A 16,296-nucleotide genomic window follows, 5' to 3' on the forward strand; every position below is an offset into this window, starting at 1 on the left:
TCGACTATTTTACCGATAAGACTTCAGCACTTCGCGCGCGATCGTCAGCTTCATGATCTCGGTCGTGCCCTCGGCCACTTGGGCGATGCGGCTCTGGAAGTAGAGCTGGCCGAAGCGGCTGTCGCGGAGGACGCCCAGGCCGCCGTGGACCTGGATGGCGCGGTCGATGACGCGGCAGGCCGCCAGCGGGGCGAAGCACTTGACCATGGCAGCCTCCTTGCGAGCGTCGAGCCCCTGGTCCAGCATCCAGGCGGTCTTGTAGACCATGAGGTGCGCCTGCTCGATGTCCATTTCCGAGTCCGCCAGCATCCATTGGATGGCCTGCCGGTCGGCCAGGGGCTTGCCGAAGGTCTCGCGCTCGTGCGCCCGGGCCACCGCCTGGGCCTGGGCCCAGCGCGCCGTGCCGGTCAGCCGTGCGCCGATCACCGTGCGGTTGCGATTGAGCTGGTCCATCATGTAGCGGAAGCCCATGCCCTCCTCGCCGAGCAGGTTGCGCGCCGGGACGACGCAGTTCTTGTATTCGTAGTCGCAGCTGCGGCCGAGATAGGTGCCGGGTGCCATCGTCTCGTATTCGCGGATCACCGAGACGCCGGGGTTGGGATAGTCCACCAGGAACAGGCTGATGCCTTCGTAGCCCTTGGTCGGGTCGGTCACCGCGTAACAGAGCAGATACTTGGGCGTGATGCCGGGGTGGTTGGGCGGCGGCGCCCAGCGCTTGATGCCGTTGATCACGTAGGTGTCGCCGTCGCGCACCGCCCTCGTCTGGATACCGGCCGCGTCCGAGCCGGCGCCGGGCTCGGAGATGTTGATGTGGTAGAACTTGTCCTCCTTGAGGATGGGATAGAGGTAGGCCTCGCGCTGCCACTCGGGCGCGGTGTAGAGGGCCGGGTGCGGATCGAGGAAGCCCGACCACGTGGCCAGCAGCCCGTGCATGACAGGCGATTTCACGATCTCCTCGTAGACGAGGCACTTGGCGACCGTGCCGAGGCCCTGGCCGCCGGCCTCCTTCGGCACGGCGAGGCCGCGAAAGCCGTATTCGCGGAACTTGGCGACGACGCCCATGAAGACGTCGACCGGCACCTGGTAGTCGTCGACACCCCAGCTGTCCTCCAGCGGCCGGCAGACGTCTTCGACGAAGCGGGCGGCGCGGTCCTTGATCTCCTGCTGTTCGCGCGACAATGCGAAGTCCATGCGTGGATCCTCCCGATCTGGTCCCGTGGATCCCCATTGCCTACGCGCGGGCGCCGCCGGCCGTTATGGCGGGGATGCCCAATGTCGTTGGCCGTTCCCGTCGGGGCGGACCGAAGTGGATGGGTGCAATCGGTTTGGATAGGATCGGCCGAGCACCGGGCGCGTCTTGATCCGGCGCTGTTGGCGGAGGTGGGTCTGCCGTGACCGCAGATACCGTTGGTCTCGAGGCTCCCGGGGCGGCCCAGCCGCCGCTGCCGGAGGCGGGCGGCCTGCACCGGGTCGTCATCGTCGGCGGCGGCTTCGGCGGCCTGGAGGCCGCCAGGTGCCTGGCCGGCGCGCCCGTCTCCATCTGCCTCATCGACCAGCGCAATCACCATATCTTCCAGCCGCTGCTCTACCAGGTGGCGACCGCGTCGCTGGCGACGTCGGAGATCGCCTGGCCGATCCGCGCCATCCTGCGCGACCGGCCCGAGATCACCACCCTGCTTGCGACGGTCGTCGGCATCGACACGCAGGGCCACCGGGTCGAGCTCGACGACGGCCAGACGGTGCCGTACGACACCCTCGTCCTGGCCACCGGCGTGCGCCACGCCTATTTCGGCCATGACGAATGGGAGCCGGTGGCGCCCGGGCTGAAGACGATCGAGGACGCCACCACGATCCGGCGACGGATCCTGCTCGCCTTCGAGCGCGCCGAGCGCGAGACTGACCCCGAGCTGCGGGCGGCCCTGCTGACCTTCGTCGTGGTCGGCGCCGGCCCGACCGGAGTGGAGCTCGCCGGTACCATCGCCGAGCTCGCGCGGGATACGCTGCCGCGGGACTTCCGCAACATCGACACCCAGCAGGCGCGCGTGGTCCTGATCGAGGCGGGCCCCCGCGTCCTGGCCGGATATCCGGACGATCTCTCGGACTACGCCCGGCGATCGCTCGAGGCGCTCGGCGTCGAGGTGGAGCTCGGCCGGGCGGTCTCGGCCTGCTCCGAGGCGGGCGTCGTCTACGGCGATCGGACCTTGCCCGCCAAGACCATCATCTGGGCCGCCGGCGTGATGGCATCGCCCGCCGCCGAATGGCTCGGCGCGCCGGCCGACCGCGCCGGCCGACTGCTGGTCGCGCCGGACCTCACCGTTCCCGGCCACCCCGACATCTTCGCCGTCGGTGATACGGCCATGGTCAGCGGCCCGGACGGCAAGCCCGTGCCCGGCATCGCGCCCGCGGCCAAGCAGGGCGGCCGCTATGTCGCCGACGTGATCAAGGCGCGCCTGCGCGGCGCGGAGGCGCCGCCGCCGTTTCGCTACAAGCATGCGGGAAGCCTGGCGCAGATCGGCAAGCACCGCGCCATCATCGACTTCGGCTGGATCAAGCTGCGCGGCGCCCTCGCCTGGTGGATCTGGGGCATCGCCCACATCTACTTCCTGATCAGCGTGCGCACCCGCCTAGCCGTCGCCATCAGCTGGCTGTGGATCCACACGCGCAACCAGCGCGCGGCGCGGCTCATCACCCAGGGCGGCGACGAGGATCGCGATCCGGTGCGGCGGTGAGCGCCTTCAGCCGGCGCGCCTCGACGAGCAGCTTCTCCAGGAACAGCGGATCCTCGTGCGGCACGAAGCGGTCGAAGGTCTCGATCGTCGTCGCCGCGAACAGACCGGCCCGCGTATAGGGCTCGGCGGCCAGGAAGGCTTCGGCCTCGGCATGGTCACGGCCTTCCAGCATGACGAACATGCCGACCACGGTGATGCCGTCGCGCGCCAGCAGCGCGCCGCCCTGCTCCAGCCGGTCGCGGTGGCGGATCATGTACTCCAGGTGCACGTCGCGGATGGCAAGCCGCGCCTCGGCGCCGCCGGGGCGGTAGAGGCAGCGGATGATCAACGTCATGTCGCCCTCCTCATGGGACGCGGCGCACGCGGTCGCGGCCGATGGCGGCGGGCTGCGTGGCGCCGAGCAGGGCCATGGCGGTGTCGAGCTCGGCGCGCAGGATCGTGAGCGCCCGTTCGACGCCGGCCTCGCCGCCGGCGGCAGCCGCGTAGAGGGTGCTGCGGCCGAGCTGGACCGCTTTGGCGCCCAGCGCCAGGGCCTTGGCCACGTCGTCGCCGGTGCGGAAGCCGCTGTCGACGAGCACCGTGAGGTCGCCGCCGACGGCGTCGGATATCTCCGGCAGCAGGTCGATGGCGGCCACGGCGCCGTCGAGCTGCCGCCCGCCGTGGTTGGAGACGACGATGCCGTCGAGCCCGCGCCGGGCGGCCTCGCGCGCGTCGGCCGGATCGATCAGGCCCTTCACCACCAGCTTGCCGCGCCAGTGGTCGCGCACCCAGGCGATGTCGTCCCAGGTGACTGCGGCATTGAGCAGGGTGCCCATGGTCTCGGCGATGGTCGCGGCGCGGGCCTGCCCGGCGAGCAGCGAGGCGACGATGGCGAGCTGCGGCACGCCGTGACGAGCCATGGCGAGCGCCCAGCGCGGATGCGCGGCCACCGAGGCGAGCTTGCGCGGCGTCCAGGTGAAGGGCAGCGAAAAGCCGTTGCGGCTGTCGCGCAGGCGGGTGCCTGGCACGGCGCAATCGACCGTAATCTCGATAAGCTCGAAGCCGAGATCGGCCACCTGGTCGAGCAGCCGGCGCGTGAGCTCCCGGTCGCGCAGCAGGTAGAGCTGGAACCAGCGGCGGCCGGCGCTGGCGCGCGTCACTTCCTCCAGCGCGACGGCGGCCGCGGTGCTCATCACGAAGGGCACGCCGAAGCGGGCGGCGGCGCGGGCCAGGTCGACCTCCGCACCCGGGCGGGCCACGCCGGCGAGGCCGGTGGGGCCGATGATCAGGGGCGCGGCGCAGGGGGCGCCGAACAGCTCGATCTCGGTCGTGCGCGCGGCGACGTCGACCGGGGCGCGGGCCAGCAGGCGCCAGGCGTCCAGCGCAGCGCGGTTGTGGCGCAGGGTCGTCTCCGATCCGGAGCCGCCGTCGATGAAATCGAACACCATCCGCGGCAGCGCGCGCCGGGCGCTGTCGCGAAAATCGGCGATCGAAGCGTGGTCGGCGATGCGCATCGGCGGCTCAGTCGTACGGCCGATAGGCATCGGCACTCAGCACCTTGCCGGGGTTCATGATGCCGCGCGGATCGAGCGCGCGCTTGAGCGCGGCGAGCGCTGCCATGGCCGGCCCGCGCTCGGCCGCGAGGTCCTTCATCTTGCCGATCCCGATGCCGTGCTCGCCGGTGCAGGTGCCGCCCACCGCGTGGGCTCGCGCCACCATGCGCCGCCCGAGCTCGGCGATGCGGCCTCGCTCGTCGTCATCAGCCGGGTCGGCCAGGACGCACAGGTGGAAGTTGCCGTCGCCGACGTGGCCGCAGAGCGGCGCGATCAGGCCGAGCTCGGCCACATCGCGCTCGGTCTCGACGATGACGCGCGGCAGCTGCGAGATCGGCACGCAGATGTCGGTGGGCAGGCCCCGCGCGCCGGGCCGCAGGGCCAGCGCCGCCCACCAGACGTCGTGGCGCGCCTGCCAGAGGCGGCTGCGCTCCTCCGCCGCGGTCGCCCACTGGAAGGCGCTGCCGCCGTGGTCCGCGGCGATGGCGGCCATGCGGCTCACCTGCTCCTCGACGCCGGCCGGCGTGCCGTGGAACTCCAGGAACAGGGTCGGCTGCTTGGCCAGAGCAAGCTTGGAGTAGCGGTTGCAGGCGCTGATCTGCAGCGCGTCGAGCAGCTCGGCGCGAGCCACGGGGATGGCACTCTGGATGGCGGCAACCACTGTCGAAACCGCCGCATCCACGCTGGGGAAGGTGCAAACGGCGGCGCCGATGTGCTCTGGAATCGGCGCCAGCCGCAAGGTCACTTCGGTGATGACGCCGAGCGTGCCCTCGGCGCCGACGAACAGGCGGGTCAGATCGTAGCCGGCCGACGACTTGCGGGCGCGGGTACCGGTCTCGATCACCTCCCCGTTGGCCAGTACCACGCGCAGCGACATCACCACGTCGCGCATCGTCCCGTAGCGCACGGCGTTGGTGCCGGACGCGCGGGTCGAGGCCATGCCGCCGACGGAGGCGTCGGCGCCGGGATCGATGGGGAAGAACAGGCCGGTGTCGCGCAGCGCCGCGTTCAGGGCCTTGCGCGTGACGCCGGCCTCGACCGTGCAGTCGAGGTCGTCGGGCGAGACGCGCAGCACCCGGGTCATGCGCGAGAGGTCGATGGTCAGTCCGCCGCGCTCGGCGCTGATCTGGCCTTCCGTCGACGTGCCGGTGCCGAAGGGAATCACCGGGCAGCGGTGGGCGTGGCAGATGGCCAGCGCGTCGGCGACGTCGCCCGTCGAGGTGGCGAACAGCACTGCGTCGGGTGGCCGGGTGGCGTGCCAGGTCACCCCCTCGGCGTGGTGCTGGCGCACCGCCATGGCGGTCGACAGCGAGCCGCCGAAGCGCCCGGCGAGCTGGGCCAGGGCGGCAGGCGACGCGCTGGTCATGAGGCTGCTCCGATCGCCGGCCGGGCCCGGCTGTGACGCGGGGAGGAGTCGCGCGGCGCGCGCGGCTCCTCGGTGAGACCGGCGGCAGCCTCGCCATCGCGGCCGGGCGACGCGGCGGTCGCTGGCGGGGTTCGCCCGGTGCGTCCCATGCCGAGATAGGCGTCGACGACGCGCGCATCCGCCGCGACGGCCGCGGCGAGGCCTTCGAGCTGGACGCTGCCGCCCTCCAGCACATAGGCGTGGTCGGCGATGCGCAGGGCGGCGCGGGCGTTCTGCTCGATCAGCAGGATCGAGACGCCGTCGCGCTTGAGCTGCTCGATGACGCGAAAGATCTCGGCGACGACGAGCGGCGCCAGCCCCAGGCTCGGCTCGTCGAGCATGAGGAAGCGCGGGCGCAGCATCAGCGCCCGGCCGAGCGCCAGCATCTGCCGCTCGCCGCCGCTCAGCGTATGGGCCTGCTGGTGGCGGCGCTCGTCGAGCCGCGGGAACAGGCCGACCACCTCCTTGAGGCGCGCCTCCATGTCGAAGCCGGGCTCCGAGCGGGCGGCGAAGGCGCCGAGCCGCAGATTGTCCAGCACCGTCATGGGCCCGAAGAGGTCGCGCGTCTCCGGCACCAGGCAGATGCGGGCGCGCACGCGCGCGCCGGTCGACAGCGCAGCCTTCGGCCACAGGGGGAAGGCGATGCGGCCGCGCGACGGGATGAGGCCCATGACGGCGTTGACCAGCGAGGTCTTGCCGGCGCCGTTGGGGCCGATCACGGCGGTGACCTCGCCCGCCCGCGCCTGGAGACTGACGTCGCTGAGCGCGGTGAGGCGATTGTAGCGGACGGACAGCCGCTCGAGATCGAGGAGAACGCTCACGCCGCCACTCCGAGATAGGCTTCCTGCACTTGGGCGTCGGCGCGCACCTCGCCCGGCTGCCCGCACGCGATGAGGCGGCCGAAGTTCATCACCATCAGCCGGTCGGCGAGCTCGGAGACGAACTCCATGTCGTGCTCGACGAGCAGGATGGCGAGGCCGTCGGCGCGCAGCTCCAGCAGCAGACGGGCGAGCTCGGTCTTCTCGTTGGCCCGCAGGCCGGCAGCCGGCTCGTCGAGCAGCAGCAGCACCGGATCGGCGGCGAGGGCACGTGCGATCTCCACCAGCCGCTGGTGGCCGAGCGGCAGCGATCCGGCCGGCTCCCAGGCCTTGTCCGCCAGCCCGACGCGGCCCAGCAGGTGCCGCGACCAGCCGAGCAACTGCCGCTCCTCAGCGCGGTCGAGGCCGAGCGAGGCGGCGGCGGGGCCGCAGCGTCCGCGCTGGGTCGCGCCGATGGCGACGTTCTCCAGGGCGCTCATGTCGGGCACCAGCTTCACGTGCTGGAAGGTGCGCGCGAGCCCGCGCCGGCACATGTCGCGCGCCGTCACGCGCGCCAGCGGCTGGCCGAGAAAGCTGAGCTCGCCCCCGCTGCGCGGCAGGGTGCCGCTGATCAGGTTGAACAGCGTGCTCTTGCCGGCGCCGTTGGGGCCGAGCACGCCCAGGATCTCGCCGCCGCGCACGTCGAAGCTCACGTCGTCCACCGCCACCAGCCCGCCGAAGCTGCGCCGCATGTGGCTGGCGGCGAGCACCGGCAGCCCGGCCGTGGGCCGCGACCGGCCGCTGGGCAGCTCGAGCGGGGCGACCGCTGGCGGCGACGGCAGGCGAGGGGCGACAAGATCCTGGAGCAGGGGCCACAGCCCCCGCCGCGCCCGGTGCAGCATGACGATCATCAGCCCGGCGAAGACCAGCACGTCGAGCCGCGTGGTGGGGCCGAAGAGCGGCTGCAGCAGCCCTTGCAGCTCCTGCTTGGCGGTGGTCACCAGGGCGGCGCCGAGCAGCGCGCCCCAGACCTGGCCGCTGCCGCCGATGACGGTCATGAACAGGTAGTCGATGCTCGCCTGCACGCCGAACGGCGTCGGATTGACGAAGCGCTGCACGTGCGCATAGAGCCAGCCGGAGAGCGCTGCGGTGACGGCCGCCGCCACGAAGGCGATGAGCCGGTGGCGCAGCCCGTCGGCGCCGAAGCTCTCGGCGATGGCGGTGCCGGTGCGCAGCGAGCGCAGCACGCGGCCGGTGCGGGAGGCGAGGAGCCGCCGCGTCCACCAGATCACCCCGGCGAGGGCGCCGAGCACCAGCGCGAAGCCCGCGGCCTCGCTGCGCAGGGCGAAGCCGCCGACGGTGACCGGCGGGATGCCGGTGATGCCGTTGAAGCGGCCGAGCATCTCGGTGTTGCCGACCAGGAAATAGAAGCTGATGCAGAAGCACAGCGTGGCGAGCGCCAGGTAGTGGCCGCTCATGCGCACGGTGATCAGGCCGATGAGGGTGGCGATGAGGGCGGCCGTAGCGATCGCCGCGGCGAGGCCGAACCACGGCGACAGCGCGAACGTGGTCGACGCCGCCGCGGCCACGTAGGCGCCGACGCCGACGAAAGCGGCCTGGCCGAAGGAGACCATGCCGGCGACGCCGGTCATGAGCACGAGGCCGGCGCAGACGATGGCCGCCAGCATGACGTAGGTCGCTACCGTCAGCTGATAGGGCGTGAAGACGAGCGGCGCCATCGCGGCGACCGCCAGCGCGCCGAGCGGCGCCCAAGCCAGGATCCGGCGCATCACTCTGCCTCCTCCTCGACCTGCGGGCTGGCCAGCGACCGCCAGAACAGCACCGGGATGATCAAGGTGAACACGATGACGTCCCGGTAGGCGCTGGCCCAGAACGAGGCGAACGCCTCGACCAGGCCGACGAACAGGGCGCCGAGGGCTGCCAGCGGATAGACGGCGAGCGCGCCGACGATGGCGCCGACGAAGCCCTTGAGCCCGAGGATGAAGCCCGAGTCGTAGTAGAGCGTCGTCATCGGGCCGATGAGGATGCCGGAGATCGCGCCGACCAGGCCCGCGACGACGAAGGCCGTGCGGCCCGCGGCCGTGGTGCTGACGCCGATCAGCTCGGCGCCCCGCCGGTTGTGCGCGGCCGCGAGCAGGGCCTTGCCGCTGAGCGAGCGACGGAAGAACAGGCTGAGCAGGCCGACGAGGACGAGGCTGCTGGCGACCACGCCCACGGTCTGGCGTGTGACCACGAGGTCGCCGATGACGAAGGGTGGGCCGGCGAAGCCGCTGGTGCGGACTCCCTCGGCGCCGAAGACGTGCAGGCCGATGCTGCTGAGGCCGAAGTGCGCGGCCACCGCCGCGATCAGCAGCACCAGCGGCGAGGCGGATGCGATCGGCTCGAAGACGACGCGGTAGAGGATCGGTCCGAGGCAGGTGATCAGGGCGCAGGTGACCGCCATCTTCCACAGCAGGGGCGCCTCCTTTGGGACCAGGAACAGCGCCACCAGCACGATGGCGGCGGGGACGGCGCCGAACCACAGCGCGGCGGAGGCAAGGCCCGCCGGGTTGCGCTCGCTCGCGGCCTTGCAGCCGGCCAGCGTCAGCGCCAGGGCGGCGCCTAAGGCGAGGATCCAGACCGTGCCCGGGGTGTGCCCGGTCTCGAAGGCCGCGAGCGTCAGCGCGCTGAAGGCGATGAGGTCGCCCTGCGGCACGAAGACGATGCGCGTGACGGTGAAGACCAGCACGAGGACGGTGGCCAGCAGCACGTAGACCGCGCCGTTGGCGACGCCATCCTGGAAGAGGATGGCGGCGATATCGAAGGTCATTCGGCGTCACCGTGCGAAGAGGGATGACGGGCGGGAAGCAGAGACGAGAGTTGCATCGCCGCCTCTACTGCACGAGCTTCCAGCCGCCATTGACGATCTGCGTCATCACGGCGGAGCGCTCGTCGAGGCCGAGATGGTCGGTCGGCGACATGGTGTAGACGCCGTTGGGGCCGGCGACGTCCTTCGTGCTCTCGATGGCGTCGCGCAGCGCGGCGCGGAACGCCGGTGTTCCGGGCGCCGCCTTGTCCTTGGCCGCGGCGATGGCCTTGTCGAGGATGAGCTGCGCGTCCCACAGGTAAGCGGCGAAGGTGGAGCGCGCGCCGGCGCCGGGCAGGGCCTCGTAGCGGCCGATGAAGTCGAGCGCCGGCGCCTTGGCGGGATGGCTGTCGGGGAGTTGCTCGGCCACCAGGACGGGGCCGGCCGGCACGAAGGTGCCCTCCAGCGCCTTTCCGCCCACCCGCAGGAAGTCGTTGTTGGCGACTCCGTGCGTCTGATAGATGACGCCCTTGTAGCCGCGCTCCGCCAGCGTCGTTTCCGGCAGGGCGGCCGGCGTCCCGGAGGCGGCGATGAAAATCGCCTGTGGCTGCCTGGACATGATCTTCAGGATCTGGCCGATGACGCTGGTGTCGGTACGCTGATAACGCTCCGACGCAACCACCTCGATGCCGGCTGCCTGGGCGAGCCTGGTCATCTCCTTGATCCAGCCTTCGCCGTAGGCGTCGCTGAAGCCGATGAAGGCGACGGTCTTGAGGCCTTGCCGCTGCATGTGATCGATGACGAGGCGCGCCATCTGGGCGTCGCTCTGCGGCGTCTTGAAGGTCCAGTGGCGCTTGGCGTCGACGGGGCTGACGATGAGCGCCGATCCGGCCAGGCTGATCATCGGCGTGCCGTTGTCCGTGACCAGATCCAGCAATGCCAGCGAATTGGGCGTGAGGCTCGGCCCGACGATGACGTCCACCTTGTCGTCGCTGATGAGCTTCTGGGCGTGCTTCACGGCGGTGGACGTGTCCGAGCCGTCATCGAGCAGAACATAGTCCGCTTTGAGGCCGCCGAGCGTGCCCGGAAGTATTCCCACGGTGCGTTGCTGCGTGATGCCGACCGAGGCGGCCGGGCCGGTGGCGGAAACGATGATCCCGACTTTGACTTGCGCCGAAGCCGGCATGACGAAAGCGGCTGCTGTAATGAGCCCCCAGATAAGCTTCCTCAACGTGTCCTCCCTCTATGCTGCCCTTCGGAATTGAGCTTATGATTGCTGCGGCGCGCCGCGCCGCATGGAGACGACGCGCCTGAATGGCGCCCGCGGTTCAGTTGAATACATCGGCAGATCTGCTGTTGCAGCCCGAGCGCAGCCACATCGCAAGATGTGGCCGTCCGACCGTTGAGCTCAGCGTGGCCGATGCCGCGTCAGCCTGTTATTCATAGTCCAAACGTTCGGTCGAGTAAAGAGCCGGACGATCGGCCGACGAGCATGACCGCATGCGCTGTCGATCTCGTGGATGGATGGAGCGTCAGACCTGCCGCTCGGGTATATCGACCAGCAGCCCATCCAATTCAGAGGTAATCTCGATCCGACACGACAGTCGTGACCGCTGCTCGTCCACATCCAAGGCGAATTCGAGCATGCTCGTCTCAAGCTCGCTCTTTTCGGACAGGCGGCAGATCCATGCGTCGTCCACGTAGACATGGCAGGTCGAGCACGAGCAGGCACCGCCGCAATCGGCCAGAATGCCGGTAACGCCATTGTTGCGAGCTCCCTCCATCAAGGTGAGCCCAGGGGAGACGTCGACCGTGATCTCTTCGCCATGGCTGTTCCGGTAAGTAATCCTGACCATATTATCGTCCATTATTGCGCTGATCGTACAAAGACGGTTGAGCGCTTTGGGGACGTCATGGTCGGGCTTGACCCGACCATCCATCGGCTCAACAACTTGCGGCCCGCAAGGGCTGGCGATATTGCTTCGTTCTGAGTGGATGGATGGCCGGGTCAAGCCCGGCCATGACGCTGGAACGGCGGTGAAATATTATTTATTTGTGCGTGTTACTCGGCAGCGACCGCCGCAACCGTGCGCTCACCTTCGATGCGCTTCAGAGCATCCAGCCTCTTCGCCGCCGCCGCGTCGATGCTGCGCGTCTTGACATGGCCATAGCCACGGATGGTCTCGGGCAGCCTGGCCAGCTCGACCACATCGGCGTGATTGTCCACGGTGAGCCGCGCCGCAGCGGCCACCATGTCCGTCTCGTATTGCACGATCAGCGCGCGCTCCTCGCGCCGGTCGGGGTGGTAACCGAAGACGTCGAGGGGCGTGCCGCGCAGCCGGCGCAGACGCGCCAGCAGGCGGAAGGCGGGGAGGATCCACGGCCCGATGCGCCGCTTGAGCGGCAGGCCGGTCGTGGCGTCACGGCGAGCGAGGATCGGCGGCGCGAGATGGAAGGCGAGCCTGGCGCCGGGCCCGAACAGCTCCTCCACCTGCGCCTTGAAGGCGCCGTCGGTGTAGAGCCGGGCCACCTCGTACTCGTCCTTGTAGGCCATCAGCTTCGCCAGGTTGACGGCCACGGCGTGGGCGAGCTCCACGGCCTCGCCGCGTGCTGCGCGCTCGGCCGCCGCCACGGTCTCCACCAGCCGCCGGTAACGGTCGGCGTAGGCCTCGTCCTGGTAGGCCGCGAGAAAAGCGGCCCTGCGGGCCATGACCTCGTCCCACCGCAGAGCGGCCGGCCCCTGCGCGGGGCCGGGCGCCAGGGCTACCGGCCGGGCGGCATAGTGGCGGCCCAGTGCGAACGCCCGCCGGTTGAGCTCGACGGCGGCGCCGTTCAGCTCGATCGCCCCGAGGATGGCGGCCTCGGTGAGCGGCAGCAGGCCTTTCTGCCAGGCATAGCCGACCATCAGCAGGCCGGCGCCGATTTCGTCACCGAGCTGCTCGCGCGCGATGGCCTTGGCGGCGAGCAGCTCGGCCCGGTCGTCGAGGACCTTGGCGATAGCCGCCTTGAGCCGTGCGGTGGCGAAATCGAGGTCCGGATTGCGCGTGAAGCGCCCGTCGACGGCCTGCTCGGATGAGACGACGGCGTGCGCAGCGTCCTGGTCCAGAAGGGCGAGCAGGGCAGGGTCGGCGGCAACGCCGAGGTCGCCGCCGATCATCAGCATGGCCTGGCGCTCGGCGATGCGCACGCCGTCGAGCGCATCGGCGCTGCTGGCGATGCGCACGTGGCTGTTCACGGCGCCGTATTTCTGCGCCATGCCGAGCTTGTCGTGGATGGTGAAGGGCTTGCCTTCCAGGTGTGCCGCCACGCCGAGGATGGCGCCGACCGTGACGATGCCGGTGCCGCCGACGCCGGCGATGACGATGTCGTAGGTCGTGCCGGGGCGGATGGCGAGCGGCGTCGGCGCCGGCAGGTCGCCGCTCGGCAGGGGGGCGGTGCGCGGCTTGCGCAGGGCGCCTTCGACGGTGACGAAGCTCGGGCAGAAGCCGTCGACGCACGACAGGTCCTGGTTGCAGTTGGCCTGGTCGATCGCCCGCTTGCGGCCGAACTCGGTGTCGACGGGCACCACCGACAGGCAGTTGGATTGGGCCGAGCAATCGCCGCAGCCTTCACAGACCCGCTCGTTGATGACGACGCGCCGGGGCGCCTGAGCCATGGTCCCGCGCTTGCGCCGCCGCCGCTTCTCGGTGGCGCAGACCTGGTCGTAGATCAGCACGGAGACGCCCGGCGCCTCGCGCAGCTCCCGCTGCACCTGGTCGAGCTCGTCGCGCGGCCTCGCCGCCAGGCCGTGCGGCAGGGCGCCGCCGCCGTAGCGTGCGGGGTCGTCGGCCACCACCGCGATCCGCTTGACGCCTTCCGCCGCGAGCTGGCGCACCAGCACGGGAACGGAGAATTCGCCTTCGACCGGCTGCCCGCCCGTCATCGCAATCGCGTCGTTGAACAGGATCTTGTAGGTGACGTTCACGCTGGCGGCGAGGGCGGCGCGGATGGCCAGACTGCCGGAGTGGAAATAGGTGCCCTCGCCCAGGTTGACGAAGACATGGCCCGTGCGCGTGAACGGCGCCGTGCCGATCCAGGGCACGCCTTCGCCGCCCATCTGGGTGAAGGTCTCGGTATGGCGCTCCATCCCGGTCGCCATGAAGTGGCAGCCGACGCCGGCGAGCGCGCGGCTGCCGTTCGGGACCTTGGTCGAGGTGCTGTGCGGGCAGCCGGAGCAGAAATAGGGTGTGCGGGCCATGATGGCGGCCGGGCGCGGCTCGGCCGACCGCTGCAGCAGCGTGTCGAGGAGGCGCCGGCGCTCCGGATCGAGATGGGCCGACAGCTCCGGCGCCAAGGCTCGCAGGATGAGCGTGGGCGTGAGCTCCCCCACCATGGGGAACTGCGGCTGGCCGCTGCGGCCCGCGCGGCCGATCACAAGGGGGGCCGCGCCTTCGGTGTGGCCGTAAAGCGCGGCGCGCATCTGGGCCTCGAGCAGGTCGCGCTTCTCCTCGATGACGAGGACCGTGGCATGGCCGCGGCAGAACGCGCGCAGCGCCGGCTCGTCGACCGGCCAGGGCATGCCGATCTTGTAGATCGATAAGCCGAGCGCCGCGGCGCCCGCGAGATCCAGATGCAGCAGAGCCAGGGCCTGCACCAGGTCCAGATACGATTTACCGGCGGTGACGATCGCCAGGCGGGGCGACGGGGCGCGGACGACGGTGCGGTTGAGGCCGTTGGCCCGGGCGTAGGCGAGGGCGGCGGGCAGCTTCACCTCCAGCAGCCGCCGCTCGACGTCGGGCCACGGGTCCGGCCAGCGGATCCAGCGGTCGTTGACCGGGCCCAGCGGCGCGGGCTCCGCGGCCGTCAGCCGGTCGAGCCCCACGTCGACGACGGCGGTGGAGTTCACGTGCTCGGCCAGCACCTTCAGCCCGACGTAGCAGCCCGAGTAACGCGACATCTCCCAGCCGTGGCTGGCGTAGTCGAGCATCTCCTGGATGCCGGCCGGGTAGAGCACCGGCATCTGCATGTCGATGAAGGTGGGCTCCGAGTGATAGGCTTGGCTCGACGACTTCAGCGCATGGTCGTCGCCGGCAACCACCAGCACGCCGCCACGCCGCGAGGCGCCGGCGCCGTGGGCATGGCGCAGCACGTCGCCGCAGCGGTCCAGGCCGGCGCCCTTGCCGTACCAGAGGCCGAACACCCCCTCGACCGTGGCGTTGGGATCCAGCGCCACCTGCTGGGTGCCCCAGACGGCGGTGAGCGCCAGGTCCTCGTTGATGCCGGGCACGAAGCGGATGTCCTCGCCGGCGAGATGCCGGGCCGCCTGCCACGCCTCGCTGTCGAGGCTGGAGAGCGGCGAGCCGCGGTAGCCGCTGAGGAAGCCCGCCGTGCGATAGCCGCGCCGGCGGTCGAAGCGGCGCTGGCGCAGCATGGCGACAAGCAGGCCCTGCGTGCCGTTGAGGACCACGGCCCCGTCCTGCGCGGTGTACCTGTCGTCGAGCGCGACGGATCTGAGCTGCATGCGGAGCCGCTTTCCTGCCCGGGAGCTGTTGTTGCCGCAGGTTATGCATAGTCCGAACGATCGATCAATGATTAATATCGAACGCGGTGGCTCAGCCGGCGGCCCGAATGGCATCTTCCAGAATGCGATTGTTCCCAAAACGGGAACGTGGTATCCACGCTACATGCGCGTCATTGCTCGAAGCACGCTTGTCAATTTCTGGAGCGAGCATCCGGAAGCGAAAGCTGCTCTTGAGCGTTGGCACAAGCTGGTCAAGGCCGCACATTGGGCTTCGACAGACGATGTGCAGAGGGCGTCTCCAAAAGCCAAGGTGCTGAATCGCGAGCGCGTCAGGTTCGAGGTCGCGGGAGGCAACTACCGCCTGGTTGTGGCTTTCGACTTCCATCGCCAGGTCGCGTTCGTGAAGTTCGTAGGCACCCACGCCGAGTACGACCGCATCGATGCTTTGACGATAGCGCAATTCTGAAGGAGGGACCCGATGAAGATCCGGCCGATTCGTACAGACAACGATCATAGGGCTGCGCTCGCCGAGATCGACAGATACTGGGGCGCGCCTGAGGGTACCGAAGAAGGAGACCAGCTCGACGTGCTCCTTGCGCTTGTCGAGATCTACGAAGCGAAGCGGTGGCCGTCCGACCTCGCGGAGAGCTTCGATCCGGTGGATGTTCTCAGCTACGCGATCGAGGAGCTAGGGCATACGCAAGCGGAGCTTGCTGAGCTTCTCGGCTCGCGTTCGCGCGCATCAGAAGTGCTATCGCGTCGGCGCGCGCTGACGGTCGACATGATCCACAGGATCAGTGAGGGGTGGAAAATCCCGGCTGATTTGCTTGTCCGCCCTTACAAGCTCGAGCGCGCGGCCTGAGACGTGCGCTCAAGCCTTGGCCAGGGCGCGCGGCGGCGCGGCGAGGGCGCCGTCGAAATGGCGGTAGCCCTCGAGAAAGATGTCGACGCTGCGGTCGGCGATCTCCTTGGGCGAGATCGCGCCGTTGGCCACGAACCAGGTGTAGGTCCAGTTGATCATGCCGAAGAACAGCATGGTGTCGACCTGGGTCAGTCCCGGTGCGCTGGCGAGGTCGGGCCGGAGGCGGGCGAGCTCGTCGTGCACGTAGGCGACGAGCTTGCGCTCCTTGTCGAGCACGGTCTGGCGCGCCTCGGGCGGCAGGAACTCCATGCACGTCAGCAGCACCACGTGCTTGTCGCGCGAGACCGCATAGATTTCGAGGAAGTGGCGGATCAGCTCGCGGAAGCGCACCGCCGGCTCCTTCTTGCGGCGGACGATCTGCTTGCACTCGACGAGCAGCTTGTCCACGTGCGCCGTCATCATCTGCTCAAGAATTGCTTCCTTGGAATCAAAATAATGATAGAGCCGGGACTTGGAGCATTCGCATGCCTCGGCGATGTCGCCGATGGAAGTCGCCGCGTAGCCGCGGGTCGCAAATAGAGCTGCGGTCCGCTCGATGATGAACATTTGGATCGTGTCGTAGTCCGGCGACCGCGTCCTTGCCACTATCCGAATCCCGAGAAAAA

The 16,296-nt window shown here is 69.8% G+C and carries 14 protein-coding genes; 3 read left to right on the forward strand and 11 right to left on the reverse strand.

All coding sequences use genetic code 11. The features are described from left to right. Positions 1-9: 9 nt before the first annotated feature. Positions 10-1,191, reverse strand: coding sequence for an acyl-CoA dehydrogenase family protein (locus ACZ5PO_RS15445; protein WP_464194945.1), 1,182 nt, complete (start codon positions 1,189-1,191; stop codon positions 10-12). A gap of 251 nt (positions 1,192-1,442) precedes the next feature. On the opposite strand from ACZ5PO_RS15445, the gene ACZ5PO_RS15450 reads away from it, so the two are divergent. Beyond that, positions 1,443-2,729, forward strand: coding sequence for an NAD(P)/FAD-dependent oxidoreductase (locus tag ACZ5PO_RS15450; RefSeq protein ID WP_464196856.1), 1,287 nt, complete (start codon positions 1,443-1,445; stop codon positions 2,727-2,729). Here the strand turns inward: ACZ5PO_RS15450 and ACZ5PO_RS15455 are convergent. From ACZ5PO_RS15455 to ACZ5PO_RS15495, 9 genes are all read right to left on the reverse strand, one after another. Then, positions 2,686-3,063: a YciI family protein gene (locus tag ACZ5PO_RS15455; RefSeq protein ID WP_464194947.1), complete on the reverse strand. Its 378-nt coding sequence runs from the start codon at positions 3,061-3,063 to the stop codon at positions 2,686-2,688. The two genes, ACZ5PO_RS15450 and ACZ5PO_RS15455, sit on opposite strands and share 44 nt — an antisense overlap. A 10-nt stretch (positions 3,064-3,073) precedes the next feature. Further along, positions 3,074-4,222 carry an alpha-hydroxy acid oxidase gene (locus ACZ5PO_RS15460; protein WP_464194948.1) on the reverse strand — a complete coding sequence of 383 codons (1,149 nt, stop codon included), beginning with the start codon at positions 4,220-4,222 and terminating at the stop codon, positions 3,074-3,076. A gap of 7 nt (positions 4,223-4,229) precedes the next feature. Beyond that, positions 4,230-5,627: an FAD-binding oxidoreductase gene (locus tag ACZ5PO_RS15465; RefSeq protein WP_464194950.1), complete on the reverse strand. Its 1,398-nt coding sequence runs from the start codon at positions 5,625-5,627 to the stop codon at positions 4,230-4,232. Further along, on the reverse strand, positions 5,624-6,487 hold the full coding sequence (locus tag ACZ5PO_RS15470) for an ABC transporter ATP-binding protein (RefSeq protein ID WP_464194952.1): 864 nt from the start codon (positions 6,485-6,487) through the stop codon (positions 5,624-5,626). Before ACZ5PO_RS15470 ends, ACZ5PO_RS15465 begins: the two co-directional genes overlap by 4 nt. Continuing rightward, a complete protein-coding gene (locus ACZ5PO_RS15475; protein WP_464194954.1) occupies positions 6,484-8,253 on the reverse strand; it encodes a branched-chain amino acid ABC transporter ATP-binding protein/permease in 1,770 nt (589 codons plus the stop codon). Before ACZ5PO_RS15475 ends, ACZ5PO_RS15470 begins: the two co-directional genes overlap by 4 nt. Continuing rightward, on the reverse strand, positions 8,253-9,293 hold the full coding sequence (locus ACZ5PO_RS15480; RefSeq protein ID WP_464194956.1) for a branched-chain amino acid ABC transporter permease: 1,041 nt from the start codon (positions 9,291-9,293) through the stop codon (positions 8,253-8,255). Before ACZ5PO_RS15480 ends, ACZ5PO_RS15475 begins: the two co-directional genes overlap by 1 nt. Positions 9,294-9,357: 64 nt before the next feature. Continuing rightward, positions 9,358-10,500: an ABC transporter substrate-binding protein gene (locus tag ACZ5PO_RS15485; RefSeq protein WP_464194958.1), complete on the reverse strand. Its 1,143-nt coding sequence runs from the start codon at positions 10,498-10,500 to the stop codon at positions 9,358-9,360. Between the two features lie 301 nt (positions 10,501-10,801). Next, complete coding sequence (locus tag ACZ5PO_RS15490) at positions 10,802-11,125, reverse strand: 2Fe-2S iron-sulfur cluster-binding protein (RefSeq protein ID WP_464194960.1); 324 nt, start codon at positions 11,123-11,125, stop codon at positions 10,802-10,804. 206 nt (positions 11,126-11,331) lie between these two features. Then, positions 11,332-14,769, reverse strand: coding sequence for an indolepyruvate ferredoxin oxidoreductase family protein (locus ACZ5PO_RS15495; RefSeq protein ID WP_464194962.1), 3,438 nt, complete (start codon positions 14,767-14,769; stop codon positions 11,332-11,334). A 67-nt stretch (positions 14,770-14,836) separates the two neighbouring features. Between ACZ5PO_RS15495 and ACZ5PO_RS15500 the strand changes: the two genes are divergently transcribed. Further along, complete coding sequence (locus ACZ5PO_RS15500; RefSeq protein WP_464194964.1) at positions 14,837-15,235, forward strand: type II toxin-antitoxin system HigB family toxin; 399 nt, start codon at positions 14,837-14,839, stop codon at positions 15,233-15,235. Between the two features lie 12 nt (positions 15,236-15,247). Continuing rightward, positions 15,248-15,631, forward strand: coding sequence for a helix-turn-helix domain-containing protein (locus ACZ5PO_RS15505; RefSeq protein WP_464194966.1), 384 nt, complete (start codon positions 15,248-15,250; stop codon positions 15,629-15,631). Positions 15,632-15,640: 9 nt separating this feature from the next. Here the strand turns inward: ACZ5PO_RS15505 and ACZ5PO_RS15510 are convergent, their stop codons facing one another. Then, positions 15,641-16,276, reverse strand: a complete 636-nt coding sequence (locus tag ACZ5PO_RS15510; RefSeq protein ID WP_464194968.1) for a TetR/AcrR family transcriptional regulator — start codon at positions 16,274-16,276, stop codon at positions 15,641-15,643. Positions 16,277-16,296: the final 20 nt, after the last annotated feature.

It is taken from the genome of Chelatococcus sp. KU-N122, assembly GCF_055391085.1.

Excerpts from the sequence above, each read along its gene's own strand:
- ACZ5PO_RS15445 (WP_464194945.1), bottom strand. The coding sequence starts at position 1,191 with ATGGACTTCGCATTGTCGCGCGAACAGCAGGAGATCAAGGACCGCGCC.
- ACZ5PO_RS15455 (WP_464194947.1), bottom strand. The coding sequence starts at position 3,063 with ATGACGTTGATCATCCGCTGCCTCTACCGCCCCGGCGGCGCCGAGGCG.
- ACZ5PO_RS15460 (WP_464194948.1), bottom strand. The coding sequence starts at position 4,222 with ATGCGCATCGCCGACCACGCTTCGATCGCCGATTTTCGCGACAGCGCC.
- ACZ5PO_RS15465 (WP_464194950.1), bottom strand. The coding sequence starts at position 5,627 with ATGACCAGCGCGTCGCCTGCCGCCCTGGCCCAGCTCGCCGGGCGCTTC.
- ACZ5PO_RS15475 (WP_464194954.1), bottom strand. The coding sequence starts at position 8,253 with ATGCGCCGGATCCTGGCTTGGGCGCCGCTCGGCGCGCTGGCGGTCGCC.
- ACZ5PO_RS15480 (WP_464194956.1), bottom strand. The coding sequence starts at position 9,293 with ATGACCTTCGATATCGCCGCCATCCTCTTCCAGGATGGCGTCGCCAAC.
- ACZ5PO_RS15490 (WP_464194960.1), bottom strand. The coding sequence starts at position 11,125 with ATGGTCAGGATTACTTACCGGAACAGCCATGGCGAAGAGATCACGGTC.
- ACZ5PO_RS15495 (WP_464194962.1), bottom strand. The coding sequence starts at position 14,769 with ATGCAGCTCAGATCCGTCGCGCTCGACGACAGGTACACCGCGCAGGAC.
- ACZ5PO_RS15500 (WP_464194964.1), top strand. The coding sequence starts at position 14,837 with ATGATTAATATCGAACGCGGTGGCTCAGCCGGCGGCCCGAATGGCATC.
- ACZ5PO_RS15505 (WP_464194966.1), top strand. The coding sequence starts at position 15,248 with ATGAAGATCCGGCCGATTCGTACAGACAACGATCATAGGGCTGCGCTC.